Annotated in this window: 13 protein-coding genes; 5 read left to right on the top strand and 8 right to left on the bottom strand. The window is 66.3% G+C overall.

Annotated features, from left to right (window positions below; all coding sequences use genetic code 11):
- Positions 1-61: 61 nt before the first annotated feature.
- Together clpA and clpS are read right to left on the bottom strand one after the other, a co-directional pair.
- A complete protein-coding gene (gene clpA / locus GGQ93_RS00415; protein WP_152950651.1) occupies positions 62-2,365 on the bottom strand; it encodes an ATP-dependent Clp protease ATP-binding subunit ClpA in 2,304 nt (767 codons plus the stop codon).
- Positions 2,366-2,378: 13 nt separating this feature from the next.
- On the bottom strand, positions 2,379-2,708 hold the full coding sequence (gene clpS / locus GGQ93_RS00420) for an ATP-dependent Clp protease adapter ClpS (protein WP_054766176.1): 330 nt from the start codon (positions 2,706-2,708) through the stop codon (positions 2,379-2,381).
- A gap of 167 nt (positions 2,709-2,875) precedes the next feature.
- Here clpS and GGQ93_RS00425 point away from each other — a divergent pair, with 167 nt between their 5' ends.
- Positions 2,876-3,364: a nuclear transport factor 2 family protein gene (locus GGQ93_RS00425; RefSeq protein ID WP_054766177.1), complete on the top strand. Its 489-nt coding sequence runs from the start codon at positions 2,876-2,878 to the stop codon at positions 3,362-3,364.
- 59 nt (positions 3,365-3,423) lie between these two features.
- On the opposite strand, the gene GGQ93_RS00430 is transcribed toward GGQ93_RS00425, so the two are convergent.
- Positions 3,424-3,903 (bottom strand): phasin family protein, encoded by a 480-nt coding sequence (locus tag GGQ93_RS00430; RefSeq protein WP_182713555.1) that lies wholly within the window; start codon positions 3,901-3,903, stop codon positions 3,424-3,426.
- A gap of 244 nt (positions 3,904-4,147) precedes the next feature.
- On the opposite strand from GGQ93_RS00430, the gene GGQ93_RS00435 reads away from it, so the two are divergent.
- Positions 4,148-5,578 carry a D-alanyl-D-alanine carboxypeptidase gene (locus GGQ93_RS00435; RefSeq protein WP_152950654.1) on the top strand — a complete coding sequence of 477 codons (1,431 nt, stop codon included), beginning with the start codon at positions 4,148-4,150 and terminating at the stop codon, positions 5,576-5,578.
- Positions 5,579-5,599: 21 nt separating this feature from the next.
- Here GGQ93_RS00435 and GGQ93_RS00440 read toward each other — a convergent pair whose 3' ends face one another.
- The 3 genes from GGQ93_RS00440 to GGQ93_RS00450 all read right to left on the bottom strand — a co-directional run bounded on the left by GGQ93_RS00440 (position 5,600) and on the right by GGQ93_RS00450 (position 9,600).
- A complete protein-coding gene (locus GGQ93_RS00440; protein WP_054766179.1) occupies positions 5,600-7,288 on the bottom strand; it encodes a cisplatin damage response ATP-dependent DNA ligase in 1,689 nt (562 codons plus the stop codon).
- A gap of 105 nt (positions 7,289-7,393) precedes the next feature.
- Positions 7,394-9,211 (bottom strand): ATP-binding protein, encoded by a 1,818-nt coding sequence (locus GGQ93_RS00445; RefSeq protein WP_183214786.1) that lies wholly within the window; start codon positions 9,209-9,211, stop codon positions 7,394-7,396.
- Positions 9,212-9,294: 83 nt separating this feature from the next.
- Positions 9,295-9,600, bottom strand: coding sequence for a BolA family protein (locus GGQ93_RS00450; RefSeq protein ID WP_054766996.1), 306 nt, complete (start codon positions 9,598-9,600; stop codon positions 9,295-9,297).
- A gap of 45 nt (positions 9,601-9,645) precedes the next feature.
- Here GGQ93_RS00450 and GGQ93_RS00455 point away from each other — a divergent pair, with 45 nt between their 5' ends.
- Positions 9,646-10,314: a J domain-containing protein gene (locus GGQ93_RS00455; protein ID WP_054766181.1), complete on the top strand. Its 669-nt coding sequence runs from the start codon at positions 9,646-9,648 to the stop codon at positions 10,312-10,314.
- A gap of 13 nt (positions 10,315-10,327) precedes the next feature.
- Here GGQ93_RS00455 and GGQ93_RS00460 read toward each other — a convergent pair whose 3' ends face one another.
- Both GGQ93_RS00460 and GGQ93_RS00465 read right to left on the bottom strand, forming a co-directional pair.
- On the bottom strand, positions 10,328-11,005 hold the full coding sequence (locus GGQ93_RS00460) for an SDR family oxidoreductase (RefSeq protein WP_183214787.1): 678 nt from the start codon (positions 11,003-11,005) through the stop codon (positions 10,328-10,330).
- 40 nt (positions 11,006-11,045) lie between these two features.
- Entirely contained in the window at positions 11,046-12,218 is a 1,173-nt protein-coding gene (locus GGQ93_RS00465; protein WP_183214788.1) for an N-acetylmuramoyl-L-alanine amidase family protein, read from the bottom strand.
- Positions 12,219-12,728: 510 nt separating this feature from the next.
- Here GGQ93_RS00465 and GGQ93_RS00470 point away from each other — a divergent pair.
- Positions 12,729-15,395 carry an Rne/Rng family ribonuclease gene (locus tag GGQ93_RS00470; RefSeq protein ID WP_183214789.1) on the top strand — a complete coding sequence of 889 codons (2,667 nt, stop codon included), beginning with the start codon at positions 12,729-12,731 and terminating at the stop codon, positions 15,393-15,395.
- A 58-nt stretch (positions 15,396-15,453) separates the two neighbouring features.
- The gene (locus GGQ93_RS00475) at positions 15,454-16,854 is read left to right on the top strand and encodes a M48 family metalloprotease (protein ID WP_152950658.1); all 1,401 of its coding nucleotides are present in this window, start codon (positions 15,454-15,456) and stop codon (positions 16,852-16,854) included.
- The last annotated feature ends 21 nt before the right edge of the window (positions 16,855-16,875 follow it).

Here is a 16,875-nt window from a genome sequence, read left to right on the forward strand (position 1 = left end):
CGCATGAAAAAAGGCCCGGGCGTCTCCGCCCGGGCCTTCCGCTCGTCGTCGCTCGGGCTGATCAGGCCGTCTCTTCTTCCTCCGACTTCGCCGGAACGCCGCCGGCGCTCTTGATGTCGAAGTCGATCTTGCCGTCCTTCAGCTGGACCTTGACGTGTCCGCCGCGCGTCAGACGCCCGAACAGGATGTCGTCGGCCAGCGGCTTCTTGATCGAATCCTGGATGACCCGCGCCAGCGGACGCGCGCCGTACAGTTCGTCGAAGCCGTTCTTGGCCAGCCAGTCGGCCGCCTCGTCGGTCAGTTCGATGGTGATGTTGCGGTCTGCCAGCTGGGCTTCCAGCTGAAGGATGAACTTGGTCACCACCGAGCGGATCGTGTCGGCCTGCAGCGGCTTGAAGGCCACGATGGCGTCCAGGCGGTTCCTGAACTCCGGCGCGAACAGACGCTGGATGGCCTTTTCGTCCTCGCCCTCGACCTTGCCGCGGCCGAAGCCGATGGAGGCGCGGGCGTTGTCGGCGGCGCCGGCGTTGGTGGTCATGATCAGGATGACGTTCCTGAAGTCCACCTTCTTGCCGACCGCGTCGGTCAACAAGCCGTTGTCCATCACCTGCAACAGGATGTTGTAGACGTCCGGGTGCGCCTTCTCGATCTCGTCCAGCAGCACCACCGAATGGGGATGCTGATCGACGGCGTCGGTCAGCAGACCGCCCTGGTCATGGCCGACATAGCCGGGAGGCGCCCCGATCAGGCGGCTGACGGTGTGCCGCTCCATGTACTCGGACATGTCGAAACGCTGCATCTCGATGCCGAGGGTGGAGGCCAGCTGACGCGCCACCTCGGTCTTGCCGACGCCGGTCGGACCGCTGAACAGGAAGCTGCCGATCGGCTTGTTCGGATCACGCAGACCCGCCCGCGCCAGCTTCATCGCCGCCGACACCTGTTCGATCGCCTGCTCCTGGCCGAAGACCACGCGCTTCAGATCGACCTCCAGCTCGCGCAGGCTCTCGGTGTCCGACTTGGACACTGACTTGGCCGGAATGCGGGCCATCTTGGCGATGACGGCCTCGACCTCCTTCTGACCGATGACCTTCTTGCGCTTGGACTCGGTCAGCAGCATCTGCGACGCCCCGGCCTCGTCGATCACGTCGATCGCCTTGTCCGGCAGTTTCCGGTCGGTCATGTAGCGCGCCGACAGCTCGACCGCCGTCCGCACGGCGCTGTCAGTGTAACGAACCTTATGGTGCTGTTCGTAATAGGTTTTCAGACCTTTCAGGATCTTCACCGTATCCTCGACCGTCGGCTCGTTGACGTCGATCTTCTGGAAGCGGCGCACCAGGGCGCGGTCCTTCTCGAAGTGTTGGCGATACTCCTTATAGGTCGTCGATCCCATGCAGCGCAGCGAACCCGAAGCGAGGGCCGGCTTCAGCAGGTTCGACGCATCCATGGCCCCGCCCGAGGTCGCGCCGGCGCCGATCACCGTGTGGATCTCGTCGATGAAGAGCACGGCGTTGTCGTGGTTCTCCAGCTCCTTGACCACCTGTTTCAGCCGCTCTTCGAAATCGCCGCGATAGCGGGTGCCGGCCAGAAGAGCGCCCATGTCCAGCGAATAGATGGTGGCGTCCTTCAGGACGTCGGGCACCTCGCCGTTGACGATCTTGCGCGCCAGGCCTTCGGCGATGGCGGTCTTGCCGACCCCGGGGTCGCCGACCAGCAGCGGATTGTTCTTGGTCCGGCGGCACAGGATCTGGATCGAGCGTTCGACCTCGGCCTGACGGCCGATCAGTGGATCGACCTTGCCCTGGCGCGACTTCTCATTGAGGTCGACGCAATAGGCTTCCAGCGCCTCGCCGCCCTGTTTGACCGCCGACTGGTCTTCGGCCTCCTCAGGCGAGGCGCCCTTGGCGGGACGGGTCTCGCCGGCGCCGGCCTTCTTGGCGATGCCGTGGGCGATGAAGTTGACCGCGTCATAGCGGGTCATGTCCTGCTCTTGCAGGAAGTAGGCGGCGTGGCTCTCGCGCTCCGAGAAGATGGCGACCAGCACGTTTGCGCCGGACACCTCTTCGCGACCCGAGGACTGGACGTGGATGACCGCGCGCTGGATCACGCGCTGGAAGCCCGCCGTCGGCTTGGCGTCCTCGCCGTCCGCCGTCGCGAGGGCGGCTAGATCATTGTCGACATAGAGGTTCAGCGCCGCCTTCAAGGCCGACAGATCGACATTGCACGCCCGCATGACATTGGCGGCGTCCGGGTCGTCGATCAGGGCCAGCAACAGGTGTTCGAGCGTGGCGTACTCGTGCCGACGCGCATTGGCGTAGCCGACGGCGCGGTGCAGGGTTTCTTCGAGAGGACGGGAAAATGAAGGCATAGGGAGGCTCCTCTCAGTCCTTTTCCATCGTGCATTGCAGAGGGTGCTGGTGGCGGCGCGCGGTTTCGATGACCTGCGCGACCTTGGTCTCGGCGACTTCATAGGTGTAGACGCCGCAGACCCCCACGCCATGCTGATGCACATGCAGCATGATGCGGGTGGCTTCTTCTCGGCTCTTCTGGAAGAACCGCTCCAGCACATAGACGACGAATTCCATCGGCGAATAATCGTCGTTCAGTATGAGCACTCGGTAAAGCGAGGGCTTCTGAAGCTTGGGCTTTGTTTCGGTGACGACGGCGGTTCCTTGTCCGCCGCCTGTTTCACCGGGCCTTTGTATGGGCATTCGTGTTCCGTATCGGGGAGTCGTCTTGTCTATCAGATAGGGAATGATGGCCTGATTTGAAGCGGCGTCCAGTCACGGCTTTCGTGAGCGGAGGCTGACGAAAGATTCACGTGATCCCGCAACCCTTTCGCCACAGGTTGGGACATCCCCAATCAAAGGTCGCCCCCATGTCCGTCGCCCTCGCCGCCGCGCCATTGGCCGCATTGGCGCTGCTCGCCGCCCCCTCGCCGGGCCAGACCCTGCGCGAGTCGGTCATGGCGGCGGACGCCCGGCTCTTTTCCGTCTTCTTCGAAGCGTGCGACCCTGCGACCCTGCGGACGCTCGTTACGGACGATTTCGAATTCTTCGACGACAGGGGCGGTCGGGTGGCGACGGATGCGGACGGTTTCGTGGCCCAGTACGCCGATCGGTGTCAGGACCGCCTTGCGCCGGACGCCTGGCGGTCTCGACGCGAAGCGCTTGCGGACGCGGTGGCGGTCTATCCGATCGAAAACTACGGCGCCGTCGAAACCGGCGAACACGTCTTTTATGAGAGGCGCGGGGACGGCCCCGAAACCCGCGTCGGCCGCGCCCGCTTCACCCAGATGTGGAAGCGCGAGGGCGAGACCTGGAAGCTGGCGCGCGTCTTCAGCTACGACCACACGCCCCTGCCCTGAAGACAAAGAAAAGGCCCCGAGGCGAACCTCGGGGCCTTCGAATGCTTCGATCGCCAGACTTAGCGGGCGGCCTGGAAGGTCTCGACCGAGGCGGTGACGCGCTCATTGATGGGCTTCAGGCTGTCCTTGACCGTCGTGGTGACGATCTCGTTGGTCTTGGCCAGTTCGGACATATAGCGTTCCATGGACTTCTTGGCCCAGGTCGTCTGAAGTTCGAAGAACTCCTGGACCGAGCGGGCGGTCGACAGTTCCTTGGCGGCGGCGACGCCGTCTTCCCAGCTGGTCTTGGCGAAGCCCAGAGCCTGTTGCGACAGGGCCTCGGCGCCCTTCTGGGCGACGGTGGCCGACTCGACCACGGCGTCCAGGTTCTTCTTGCCGTGGGCGTTCAGTTCAGTCAGCGACGCGACCGACTTGTCGATGCCTTCACGCAGCGCCTTGGCGCCGGCGGCTTGGAAATCGGCGGCATGGGCCTGAGCCTGGTTTTGGGCCTTGGCGGCGGAATCGGCGGTCTTCTTAATGGTTTCGGCGGTGTCGGCCATGGTCATGTTTCCGATTGGTTTGGAGGGACGGCGCAATCTAGTTGACCCAGGGTCATCACCTTTATGCTGCACAAGCGAACAAAAATCAAGGATCATTGTGCATTGCACCATTTCGTGACTCGCTCTTCAAATTCGCGTTGATGATCGGTTAACCACCCTGAAACCCGCCTCTCCTATGCTAGACCTCCAATCGCGTCGGCCGGGGGGCCTGTCGCACCCTGCTCACCGAGGGTCGTATCCGCCCATGCTTTCACTGTTCCGCCGTGGTCTCTTCGCCGTTCTCGCCCTGTCGCTGGTGTTCAGCGCGAACGTCCGGCCGATCGAAGCCCAGGCTCAAAGCCAGGAAAACAGCCGCTACGCCGCCATCGTCATAGACGCCGCCTCGGGCGAGGTTCTGTTTTCGCGCCATGCCGACGCCCGTCGTTATCCGGCCTCCCTGACCAAGATGATGACGCTCTATTTGACCTTCGAGGCCCTGTCTCAGGGCCGGGTCAAGGCTGACGACGTCCTGACGGTTTCGCCCCACGCCGCCTCCCAGCCGCCGTCGAAACTTGGCCTGGCGGCGGGTCAGACCATCACCCTGGACGACGCCATGCGCGCCACCGCCGTGCGGTCGGCCAACGACATGGCCGTCGCCATCGCCGAACATGTGGGCGGTTCCGAGAGCCGGTTCACCAGCCTGATGACGCAGAAGGCCCAACAGTTGGGCATGACCCAGACGCGCTATTTCACCGCCAACGGCCTGCCCGATGCGCGCCAGGTGACCTCAGCCCGCGACCAGGCCATCCTGGCCCGCGCCATCATGCGAGACTTTCCCCAGTACTACAGCTATTTCGGCCTGCATGACTGGGCCTACAACGGCCGCAGCTATCGCAACACCAACGGTCTCCTGCCCACTGGAAACGGCTATGACGGGATGAAGACCGGCTATACCAACGCCTCGGGCTACAATCTCGCCGCCTCTGCGGTGCGCGATGGACGTCGGCTGATCACCGTCGTGCTGGGCGGTCGCTCCAGCGCCAGCCGCAACGCCCATGTCGCCGAACTGATGGACACCGGCTTCGAGGTCGAACGGCGGCGGGCGCAGGGCGAGTCGATCCAGATCGCCCAGTCCTTCTTCGAACAACGCGGCTTCGGCGTCGGCTCCGAAGCCCTGTCGCCCAGCGCCCCCGTGGCCTACGCCGCCTTGTCGGATGACGAAGACGCCATCGGCGGCGAAACCTCGGCCGTCGCCTATACGGCGGCCCCGGCCCCGGCGGCTTTGCCGACACGCGTCACGCCCGCCCCTTCGGAACGACGCGCCGCCGCCGACACAGCCGGTCGGGCGCCCGCCAACCTCACCGCCTCTCTGAACGGTGGATCCGGCGGTGCGGCGCCTGCGCGCCGAACCACGCCGCCGCCCGCCCGCGAAGCCGCAAGGGCCGCCCCATCACGCGCCTCAGGCCGGTGGGCTGTTCAGGTCGGCGCCTTCAAGGATGAAAAGGTCGCTTCCGACTGGCTGACGGAGGTCAATCGCCGCTTCCGCACCCAATTCGCCAACGCCGAACGCAATGTTCAGACGGCGGGCGAATGGTACCGGTCGCGCTTCACCGGACTGACCGAGGACGCCGCCAAGGCGGCGTGCGAGGCTCTGTCGGAACGTCGCGTCACCTGCATGGTCGTGCGCCCGGACTGACGCCGCAACCGGCGCGGGTCGTCAACTCCGAGCCACCCGTCCGCCGCCGCTTTCCAGGGCGTCCAGAAGATCCATCACCCCGTCCAGGGTGTCGGCTTCGCGCGCCGGCTTGTCCCAGCGGATTCGGCTGATGCGGGGAAAGCGCATGGCGACGCCGGACTTGTGCCGCGACGATCGTTGAAGGCCCTCGAATGCGATCTCCAGCACCAGGCCGAAATCCCGTTCTGCCCGAACCGACCGCACCGGTCCGAACCGCTCGACGGTATGGTCCCGCACGAACTTGTCCAACTGCTTCAGCTCTTCGTCGGTAAAGCCGAAATAGGCCTTGCCGACGGGGGTCAGCGCACCGGCCTCGGTCCAGACGCCGAAGGTGTAGTCTGAGTAGAAGCTCGACCGTTTGCCGTGACCGCGCTGGGCGTACATCAGAACGGCGTCGATGACGTGGGGATCACGTTTCCACTTGAACCACGGCCCCTTTGGTCGGCCGGCCACATAGGGACTGTCCCACCGCTTCAGCATCAAGCCCTCGGCCGCCGCCCCGACCGGCGGATCGGCCCGCAGCCGCGCCAACTCCGTCCAGTCTGCGTAATCGACCAGAGGCGAGAGATGCAGGCGCGCCTCGGGATGGGCGCCGACCAGCGCCTCCAGCCGGGCGCGGCGGTCTCTGAGGGGCAGCGCCCGTAAATCGCCGGTCTCATCGGCCAGCAGATCATAGGCGATGACGGCGGCGGGAAAGGCGGCCATGGCCTTGGCGTCGACCGTCTTGCGGTTCAGCCTTTGCTGCAGATCGCCGAAGGGCGCCACGGCCCCGTCCCGCCAGACCACCAGTTCGCCGTCCAAGGCGCCCGCGAAGGCTAGGGTCTCCATCACGTCAGGAAAAGCGGCTGAAATCTCGTCGCCGGTGCGCGACCACAGTTTGCGCACACCGCCCTCGACCACCGCCTGAACGCGGATGCCGTCCCACTTCCATTCGGCGGCGTAGTCGGCTGGATCGAGCCGCGGCAGATCGGCCGTCTCATCGACGGCCACGGCCAGCATGACCGGCCTGAACCGTCCGGGCGCATCGGGGCTCGGCCGTTCGGCGCGACCTTCCAGCCAGGCGAACAGATCGGCGTAAGGCGGGTCCACAGCATGCCAAACCTCCTCCACCGCCGATACATCCACCGGCTCCAGGACCGCACGCGCCTCCCCGCCTTCCGCCTTAGGAGGTGCAACCGCTTCGGCGGGGCGCATCATGGCCGCCGCCGTCTTGGCCAGGCGCGCCGACAGACCGACCCGCAGTCCGCCCGTCATCAGCTTCAGCAAGGCCCATCGCCCCTTCGGCTCCAGAGCGTCCAACCAGGTTTCCAGCAAGGCTCGAACCTCGGTGCGGCCCGCAGCGCGCAGCGCGTCCACCACCTCGCCCAGTTCGGGTTCGCGGTTGGGGCGATGATCCGATTGACCGGGCCAGATCAGGGCGACGGTCTCGGCCAGGTCGCCGACATAGTCGTAGGACCAGCCGAACAGGGTCGCATCGACCCGCCCTTCGACCGCCTTTCGGATCATGGCCGGCTTGGCGGCGTCGAAGGTCAGATCCCCCGTCAGGGCCGCCAAGGCCCAGCCCCGATCCGGATCGGGGGTCGCCTTCAGATAGTCCCGGACCAGCACCAGTTTGGCGTTGCGCGACGCCGTCAAAGACAGGCGATCCAGAAGTTCGGCGAAGGCGCGCATGATGATCCAGTCTGCCCGCGGCGAGCGGCGCCGTCAGCCAAGAACGAAGAAGGCGACGGAGGTTTCCCGCCGCCGCGCCTTGCGCGCCCCCTTAAATCAGTCGCGTCAGGCTGCGGCCGACTGGCTCGGCGAATCCTCGGCGGCGCTCAGGGCTGCGCGCCCGCCGGCGGCACGGCCCATCATCTCCGCCAGGGCGGCGAAGTCGATCGGCTTGGTCAGATAGGCGTCCGCGCCGGCCTCCAGCCCGGCTTCGTGATCCTCGCTGCGGGCTGAGGCCGACAGCACGACGATCGGCGTGTCGGCGTTCGGCCCGTCTCCGTCCCGAATGCGCCGAGTCGCCGTCAGCCCATCCATGACCGGCATGTTGACGTCCATGATGATCAGATCGAACGGCTGTTCGGACGCTGCCTCTACGGCCAACTGTCCATTCTCCGCCGTGACGGCGGCGTGGGAGGCCGTGCTCATCCAGGCTTCCAGGATCATGCGGTTGACGGGGTGGTCCTCGACCACCAGCACCCTCAGCGCAACCCCTTCCTCGACCTCGGCCTCTACGGCGCCGGTCGCGACAGGGCGAACCCATTCCACGACCTCGGCCTCTACGGTCAGGGTGAAGCACGATCCGCGCCCCACCTCGGAGTCCACCGTGATGTCGCCGCCCATGATGTTGGCCATGCGGCGTGCGATGGTCAGACCCAGGCCCGTTCCGCCGAAGCGCCGCGTGGATGAGGCGTCCACCTGGGTGAAGGGCTGGAACAGCCGGGCCAGATCCGCTTCGGATATGCCCGATCCGCTGTCCGTCACCGAGAATTCAAAGCCGACGCGCCGATCGGAGATGCGCGTGCCGCGCACGCGATAGAGAATTTCGCCGCCGTCGGTGAATTTCACGGCGTTGGACAACAGGTTCTGCACGACCTGACAGACGCGCAGCGGATCGCCGCGCACGACCGCCGGAATCTCGCCTTCCAGTTCAGACGCGAACGTCAGACCCTTGGCCTCGGCCTGGGCCTCGAAGGGTCCGGTGATCCGACGGTGAAGGTCCTCCACCACAACATCGACGACCTCGAAGGTCATCTTGCCGGCCTCGATCTTGGTCATGTCGAGAATGTCGTTCAGCAGCGACAGAAGGTTGTCGCCGGAGTTGCGGATGATCGACAGATATTCGCGCTGGGCGGCCTCCAGTCGAGTTGCGCTGAGCAGCTGCGCCGCGCCGAGGACGCCGTTCATCGGCGTTCGCAGCTCGTGCGAAATGACGCCGAGGAAGTTGGACTTGGCCTGGTTCGCCGCATCCGCCTTGTCGCGGGCGGCCTCCAGCTCTTCGATGAGATGGGCCTGGTGGGCTTGGAAGGCCTCGATCCGGCTCTCGCGCAACATGGTCATGGTCACCAGCACGAACAGCACGGCGACCACGCACGGCAGCACCGCAATCATCGACCAGAACTGAGGCTCGCCCCAGCAGCTCAGCAACATGATCGCCGCCGCCGCCCCATAGGGCGACGAGACGATGATCGCGTGCAGCGGCGAATTACGAAGCTGGGCGAAGACCAGCACATAGCCGCAAATGATGAAGCCGACCGCCAAAGCCTGGCCGAAAACCGCGCCGGAGTACCAGGCCATCAGGGGGGCGACGGCCCAGGCGGCGGTGGTGACGGTCGCGACCGCTGGGAAGACCATGCCCCAGCCTGCCTCCACCCGATCACGCAGCTTGTGCTCAACCACGCCCCGGATCGTGCCGGCCCCCAGGGTCATCACGAACCAGATCAGAGCTTGCCACCAAGGGGCGGTGCCCAACAGCGCCAGGGCCCAGGAGGCGATGATGACATAGCGCAGATACTGGGTTTGCAGGATGGCCGTCAGGGCCTGGGCCGGGTCGCCCGCGCGCCGATCACCGGGAAATGTCTTAGCAACACCGTCCGATTCAACCATATGAACCCGCCCCCACGTTCTTTGTAAGGCGCGACGCTAGTACGAAGGTTCTAAGACGGAGTGAACGCTGGTCTCCGCCGCAATCAGACGCTGTGAACGGCCTCCGCCGGCGTCAGGGCCTTTATGGACAGGGCGTGTACAGGCCCGGCCAGTTCGGCGCGCAGCAGGTCGTTGATCCGGCGCTGGCGCAGCACTCGCGAAACGCCCTCGAAGGCGGACGACACGATCACAAGGTTGAAATGACTCTCCCCACCCGGCTGGGCGTCCATGCCGCCCTCGTGATGGTGGCCGGCGTGCCGCCAGCTGTCGTCCTCGATCTCAAGACGTTGCGGCGACAACGCAGCGGTCAGTTTTTCACGGATAATCGTCGCCACGGGCCCGTCTGACATGATCGTTTCCTTGAAGAGGTCCAAATCCGAACTACACTTCGTGTGATGTCCGCCTCCTTTCAATACAAGCCGCGATTCACCGACATTCGCGTGAAGCCGCCAAAGGCCGAGGAGGAAGCGGCCCAGGCGGATGTTTTGCATCTCAAGCCCGGCGAAAAGCCGTGCCAGTGGCCGGACTGCCGCCGCGCCGCAACCGCCAAGGCGCCCAAGTCGCGCGAACGACTGAACGACTTTTATGAGTTCTGCCAGGCCCATGCGGGTGAGTACAACAAGGGCTGGAACTTCTACGCCGGCATGACCGAAGGCGAGATTCGCGCGGCTCAGGAAAACGAGGCCATGACGGGCGGACGCCCGACCTGGGAGATGAAGGCGGGTCGATTCACGCGCGAAGCCGCCGCCTTCTCGGCGAAGATGGGTACGTCGAACACCACAGGCGCCGGCTCATGGCGCGACAGTTTCGGCCTTTTCGGCCGTCGCGGCGATCAGGCGCCCCAGTCGCCGACCGAGGATCGGCGCGTCGGCAAGCTGGAGCGCGGCGCCCTGGCCGATCTGGACCTGGAGCCCGGCGCGGACAAGGCGGCGGTCAAGGCCCGCTACCACGAGATGCTGAAGCGCTTTCATCCCGACACCAACGGCGGAGACCGCGGCGCCGAGGCCAAGCTGCAGCGGGTGATCAAGGCCTGGAAGACGCTGAAGAAGGCGGGCCTGGCCTAGGACAGCTCGCCCCCTAGTCGGCGTAGATCATCTTTCGCGTCATCCCACCGTCCAGGGTCAGCACCTGTCCTGTGACGAACTCGGCCGCCGCCAGATAGAGCACGGCCTGGGCGACGTCCTTCGCCCGCCCCACCCGACCGACCGGATGCTGCTCATGGTCGGCAGCGGTCACATCGTCAGGATCAGCGACCCACCCCGGCGCGATCGCATTGACCCGCACCTTTGGCCCCAGGCTGATCGCCATGGCGTGGGTCAGGGCGACAAGGGCCCCCTTGGCCGCGGCGTAGGCTTCCGTCTCGGGCTCGGACATGAAGGCGCGGGTCGAAGCCATGTTGACCACGCTCGCCCCTTCCCTCAGGCGGGGAATGACCGCACGGCTCATCAGAAAGGCGCCGGTCAGGTGACTGTCGAGGATGCGGCGCCATGCCTCCAGCGACAATTCGGCCAACGGACCATTCGCGGGATCAGCGATGCCGGCGTTGTTGACCAGAAGATCGAGCTCGGACCACCCCAGATCCTCGAAGGCGGCGGCGACCGAGGCTTCGTCGCCGACGTCGCACAGGATCTGCCGCGTGCCCGGCGCGGCGGCCTTCTTGTCGAATGAGACCACCTGCCAGCCTTCGCTGGCCAGAGCCTGACATATGCCGGCGCCGATCAGGCCGGCGCCTCCCGTGACGATTGCTCTCTTCATGATCCGACAACCGCCAAGCCCCGGCTTGGTTGCCGACCGGTCAGGGCTGACCGGCGGGTCCGTCGGTGGAGGCGGTCACCAGGGCCGCGGCGGGCTCGCGGAAATAGCGGTCGATGCCGTCGGCGACCGACCTCATCAGGCGGCGACGCGCCCGTTCGTCGGTCAGCAGCCGTTCGTCCTCGGGATTGGTGATGAAGCCCATCTCCAGCAGAACCGCCGGCACATCCGGCGCCAAAAGCACGGCCAGGCCCGCATCGCGATGGCTGCGGCGCAGCAGCGGATGGTCCGAGGCCTCCAAATGTGTCAGCAGCACACGGGCGAACTGGGCCGACCGGTTCTGGGTCGCACGCTGGGTCATGTCCAGCAGGATGCGGTCCACCGAAGGATCGCGGCCGGGCAGATGCAGTTCGCGATGCCAGTTGTCGCTCCGCGTGAACTCGCGCACCGCCCGTCCTGCGCCCTGTTCGGACAGGGTGTAAACGCTGGCGCCCCGCACGGCCGGGTCCGTCCCAGCATCCGCGTGCAGCGAGATGAACAGATCCGCGTCGGCCCGACGCGCAATGGCGACACGGCGATACAGATCGACATAGGTGTTGGTTTCGCGTGTCAGCAGAACGCGATACCGGCCCGTGCGCTCCAACTCGGCCTTCAGGGTCAGGGCCGCGGCAAGAGTCACCTCACTCTCACTCACCTTCGCGCCGCTTGCCCCCGGATCGCGGCCGCCGTGGCCCGCGTCGATGACGACCAGCGGTTTTTCGGCACGTCGGGGAGCCGGGGTCGGCGAGACACGCGGCGCAGCGGGGCCGACGGCGCCTCCGTTCGCCTTTAGATCGACCACATAGCGATAGTGGGCCACCCCGTCGCCAGGCGGCAGAAGAAAGCGTCGCTCGATCTGGCTGTCGCGCGCCAGCTCCAACTCAACGCGAGAGGCGCCGCCGACCGCCGTCACCTGATAGGCGCGGACAAGGCCCGATCCGCCGCCGTTCAGGCCGCGTCCCGGCGCCACTCCGGCCAGAGCCAGGGTGATCCGTCCGCCGTCTCCCGCATTGATCACGCGCCCCTGTGTGGACTTGTCCAGATCAATGACTACACGGGTCCGATCCCGGTCGGCGCCGAACCGCACGGCCAGCACGTCGCCCTGGGCGCCCCAGGCGAAACCGCGCGTCGCAAACAGGACGCAGGCGCAGATGACCACGAAGGCCAGGGCGGTCATCGCCCATTCCTTCGCGCCCCAACGGCTCATCCCTGTGACAGCGCGACCACCCATGACGCCTGCAAACCACTCCTACTGCGACTTCGGATCCATCATGCCAGAGGCTCGTATTCAGGGGGTTAAGGCCGAACACCTTTTAATTCGCATGCAGCGTGACTATGCTGTGGTCCGTCCGCGAAACGATCGCGCCCTTTCGCCCTTGCGAATGGGGGCGCGCCCTCCTCGCGGCGCTGACTTTCACCAATCCGAGAACCGCCCCGGCGTCGCCGATGGTTCGAAGAGCGGACCAGGGTCGCGGCCTTCCCCCCAGGTTTGGCGCGCCCGGTTCAGGACCGACGACCTCCATGGGCCTTTCCGCCTGCCTTCCCCTACGGCTTGACCAAGCCTCTTTCGCCCTCCTCGGCGAAGGGAAGTCGCACGCGCCGGCCCCTACCCCCATTCGGCGAGCCGCCATGACCCTGCCCGGTGTTCCGGGACGGTCGGCTTGTGCGCGCCAGAGAGAGACTTTCCATGTCAAAGACCATGCTGATCGACGCGGCCCACCCGGAAGAAACCCGGGTCGCGATCGTAGACGGACGCCAGATTGAGGAATTCGATTTCGAATCCCGCGCGAAGCGCCAGCTTCGCGGCAACATCTATCTTGCCAAGGTCACTCGCGTAGAGCCCAGCCTACAGGCCGCCTTTGTCGAATACGGCGGCAACCGTCACGGCTTTCTGGCCTTCAACGAAATCCACCCGGACTACTACCAGATCCCCGTCGCCGACCGCGAAGCCATCATGGCCGAGGCGCATGACGACGAGGACGAGGACGATCTGGATCGGGAATCCACCGGCGACGACGTCGATCCGGAGGCCGCCCTGGCCGACGAAGAGCGGCTGAAGCGCCGGCTGATGCGCCGCTACAAGATCCAGGACGTCATCAAGCGTCGCCAGATCCTGCTGGTGCAGGTCGTCAAGGACGAGCGCGGCGCCAAGGGCGCAGCCCTGACCACCTGGCTGTCGCTGGCCGGCCGCTACTGCGTCCTGATGCCTAACACCGGCAAGGGCGGCGGCATCAGCCGAAAGATCACCAACACCTCGGACCGTCGCCGGCTGAAGAGCGCCGTCGCCGCGCTCGACGTTCCCAAGGGCATGGGCCTGATCATCCGCACCGCCGGCGCCAAGCGCACCAAGGCCGAGATCAAGCGCGACTATCAGTATCTGCTGCGTCTGTGGGAGACGATCCGCGAGACCACCCTCGCCTCCCACGCCCCCTCGCTGATCTACGAAGAAGAGAACCTCGTCCGGCGCGCCGTGCGCGACATGTTCGACAAGGACTTCGACGGCATTCAGGTCGAGGGCGTCGAGGGCTTCAAGGAAGCGCGCGACTTCATGCGCGTGCTGATGCCCGCTCAGGCCAAGAAGGTTCACCTGTACCGCGGCTCGCGCCCCCTGTTCGCGGCCAACGGCATCGAAGAACTGCTGACCCAAATCCACCAGCCGGTCGTGCCGCTGAAGTCGGGCGGCTATCTGGTCATCAACCAGACCGAAGCCCTGGTGGCTATCGACGTCAACTCGGGCCGCGCCACCAAGGAACGCAACGTCGAACAGACGGCGTTCAAGACCAACCTGGAAGCGGCGGAAGAAGCCGCCCGCCAGCTGCGCCTGCGCGACCTCGCCGGCCTGGTCGTCATCGACTTCATCGACATGGATGAAGGCAAGAACAACCGCACGGTCGAGCGGGTGCTGAAGGAGGCCCTGTCGACCGACCGCGCCCGTATCCAGATGGGCCGCATCTCGCCCTTCGGCCTGATGGAGATCAGCCGCCAGCGTCGTCGCCTGGGCGTGATCGAGGGCGCAACCGAGGCGTGCCCGCACTGCCAGGGCACCGGCCGCATCCGCTCAGCCGAATCCGCCGCCCTGATGACCCTGCGCGCTGTCGATATCGAGGCCGGCAAGAACGGCGCGGGCGTCGTGGTGCTGAAGGTCTGCACCGCCGTCGGCCTTTACATCCTGAACCACAAGCGCGCCTATCTGCAGTCGCTGCTGGAGCGTCGCGGTCTGAACGTCATCGTCCAGATCGACGACAGCCTGGGCCAGGGCGAACACAATATCGAGCGTACCGAGACCAACGAGGACTTTGTCGCGCCCGAGATCGAGATGCCCATCCTCGACGACGATTTCGACGCCTCCCTCTATGAAGACGAGGATGAGGAGGACGACGAAGAGATCATCGCCGACGACGAGGACGACGATCTGGACGCCCTGGACCGCGAGGACAGCGACGATGACGAGCCGCGCGAGCGGGCCGAACGTCACGACGGGGGCGGTCGCGGACGGAACCGTCGCCGTCGTCGCGGCGGGCGTCGCGACGAGGAAGGCGGGGAAACGGACACCGCCGATACGATGGATGTCGCCGACGCCTCGGACGATGAGGACGATGAGAACGGTCGCCGCCGTCGCCGTGGCCGCCGCGGCGGGCGCCGGGTGCGCGAGGACGGCGAGCGTGACGTCTACAGCTGGGTGCGCGGCCGCACGCCGTCGCTGGACAATCCCTATGTCTGGTTCGATCCGCTGAATCCGGGACGGCCAGAGCCCCGCTCCGACCGTGCTGAGCGCGGCGATCGCCCCGCGGCGGCCGAGGCCGAGGTTGAAGGTCTGAACGTCGTCGCTGCGGCAAGCGGCGGCGAAGAGGGCGGACGTTCGCGGCGCCGTCGCAGACGCGGTCGGGGCCGAGGCGGCGACGCCCAGGACCTCAAGGCGGACGCCGCCGTCGCCGAAACCGCCGACGAGACCCCGGAGGCGGCGGTCCTGACCGAGACCGTCGCCGCCGAGGCTCAGCCGGAGGCGCAAGCCGAACCGCAATCCGCCGTACAGCCCGAGCCGCAGCGCCGTCGCGTGCGCCGCAAGACCGCCGCCGCCCCAACCGTCGCGACGCCGGCCGAGGCGGAGGTCGAGGTCGAAGTCGAAAGCGAAACGCCAGCCGCCGCCGTCACGCCTGAGCCTGAACCGGTCCAGCCGGAAGCGACGCCGACGGCGGTCGAGGCCGACCAGCCGGTGCTGACGGCCGCGACGGCGGAGTTGGAAACCTTCGAGGCGCCCAAGCCCGAGGTCGATATCGAAGCCATCATCGCCGAAGACCCCAATCAAATCGTCGCCCCGCCTGAAAAGCCCAAGCGCGGGTGGTGGCGCCGCTGATCGGTCACGATTAAGCTGTCAGGATGCAGGCGGGGGCCGGTCGTTTTTGGAGTACGCCATGACGTGGCTTCCCCGATCCGCATCCCGCCTTCTGACCGCGGCGGCGGTGGGCTTTGCAGCCCTCGTCGCCGCCGGTCAGGCCTCGGCCCAGAGCCTGATCCGCGACACCGAGATCGAGGGGATCATCCGCGAATGGGTCGATCCGGTCTTCGTCTCCATGGGTCTGAACCCGTCCGACGTCGAGGTTCTTCTGGTCAATGACAATGAGCTGAACGCCTTCGCCACGCGCGGGCGGATCATGGGCGTGAACACCGGCCTGATCCTGCGGACCAAGAACCCCAATGAGCTGTTGGGCGTGATGGCGCACGAGGCGGGCCATATCAAGAACCGCCACACCCAGCGCGACGGGGCCCAAAACGCGGCCAAACAGCCGATGTTCATGACCATGGCCCTGGGCGCCCTGGCCATCGCCGCAGGCGCGCCGGATGCGGGCGTCGCCCTCTTGGGCTCCAGCCAGTATTTCGGCACGATCGGTGCCCTGCAATATATGCAGAGCCAGGAGGGCGAGGCCGATCTGACCGGCGCACGCGCCCTGGAGGCGGCCGGTGAATCCGGCGCGGGCCTGGTGTCCTTCTTCGAGAATTTCCGCGCCCAGGAGGTCTTCTCCGACGCCCGCCGCTATCCCTATTTCCGCAGCCACCCCCTGTCGTCGCAGCGGATCGAATCCCTCCGGCGTTTCGTGCAGGACCAGCCCCATTACGACCATCGCGACAGTCCCGAGCGGATGGCCCAGCACGCCCTGATCCTGGCCAAGATCCACGCCTTCATGGACCCGCCCAACACCACCCTGCGGGCCTATCCGTCTTCCGATGTCAGCCTGCCCGGCCGCTACGCCCGCGCCATCGCCTGGTATCGGGACGGCCAGACCGACAAGGCGCTGACGGCTGTGGACGCCCTGATCGCCGAAGACCCTCAGAACCCCTATTTCGCGGAACTGAAGGGCCAGATCTATTTCGAAGAGGGCCGCCCGACCGAGGCCGTAACCGCCCACCGCGAGGCGGTGCGGCTGAAGCCTGACGCCCCCCTGCTGCGGATCAACCTGGCCCACGCCCTGATCGGCACAGAGGACCCCAAGAACCTCGACGAGGCCATCGACCAGCTCAAACACGCCACGGTCGCCGAGCGCGAGAACACCATGGCCTGGCGTTTGCTGGGACAGGCCTACGCCGCCCAGGGCAAGGAGGGCGAGGCCCGGCTGGCGACCGCCGAATACTATTTCGCCGCCGGCCAGGAACAGCAGGCCACCCAGTTCGCCCTGCGGGCCCGCAGCATGCTGGACCCCAACTCCATTGAATGGCGCCGGGCGGTGGATATCGTCCTGGCGTCCGGCGCGACGCCCGATGATCTTTTGGACCTCGATCGCCGCGAAGCCGGCCGTCGTCCCGCCACCCTGAACTGATCCCCCTCCCCGCCTGTTGCG

This window comes from Brevundimonas aurantiaca, assembly GCF_014199955.1.
GTDB classification, from domain to species: domain Bacteria; phylum Pseudomonadota; class Alphaproteobacteria; order Caulobacterales; family Caulobacteraceae; genus Brevundimonas; species Brevundimonas aurantiaca.

Excerpts from the sequence above, each read along its gene's own strand:
- clpA (WP_152950651.1), bottom strand. The coding sequence starts at position 2,365 with ATGCCTTCATTTTCCCGTCCTCTCGAAGAAACCCTGCACCGCGCCGTC.
- clpS (WP_054766176.1), bottom strand. The coding sequence starts at position 2,708 with ATGCCCATACAAAGGCCCGGTGAAACAGGCGGCGGACAAGGAACCGCC.
- GGQ93_RS00425 (WP_054766177.1), top strand. The coding sequence starts at position 2,876 with ATGTCCGTCGCCCTCGCCGCCGCGCCATTGGCCGCATTGGCGCTGCTC.
- GGQ93_RS00430 (WP_182713555.1), bottom strand. The coding sequence starts at position 3,903 with ATGGCCGACACCGCCGAAACCATTAAGAAGACCGCCGATTCCGCCGCC.
- GGQ93_RS00435 (WP_152950654.1), top strand. The coding sequence starts at position 4,148 with ATGCTTTCACTGTTCCGCCGTGGTCTCTTCGCCGTTCTCGCCCTGTCG.
- GGQ93_RS00440 (WP_054766179.1), bottom strand. The coding sequence starts at position 7,288 with ATGCGCGCCTTCGCCGAACTTCTGGATCGCCTGTCTTTGACGGCGTCG.
- GGQ93_RS00445 (WP_183214786.1), bottom strand. The coding sequence starts at position 9,211 with ATGGTTGAATCGGACGGTGTTGCTAAGACATTTCCCGGTGATCGGCGC.
- GGQ93_RS00450 (WP_054766996.1), bottom strand. The coding sequence starts at position 9,600 with ATGTCAGACGGGCCCGTGGCGACGATTATCCGTGAAAAACTGACCGCT.
- GGQ93_RS00455 (WP_054766181.1), top strand. The coding sequence starts at position 9,646 with ATGTCCGCCTCCTTTCAATACAAGCCGCGATTCACCGACATTCGCGTG.
- GGQ93_RS00460 (WP_183214787.1), bottom strand. The coding sequence starts at position 11,005 with ATGAAGAGAGCAATCGTCACGGGAGGCGCCGGCCTGATCGGCGCCGGC.
- GGQ93_RS00465 (WP_183214788.1), bottom strand. The coding sequence starts at position 12,218 with ATGACCGCCCTGGCCTTCGTGGTCATCTGCGCCTGCGTCCTGTTTGCG.
- GGQ93_RS00470 (WP_183214789.1), top strand. The coding sequence starts at position 12,729 with ATGTCAAAGACCATGCTGATCGACGCGGCCCACCCGGAAGAAACCCGG.
- GGQ93_RS00475 (WP_152950658.1), top strand. The coding sequence starts at position 15,454 with ATGACGTGGCTTCCCCGATCCGCATCCCGCCTTCTGACCGCGGCGGCG.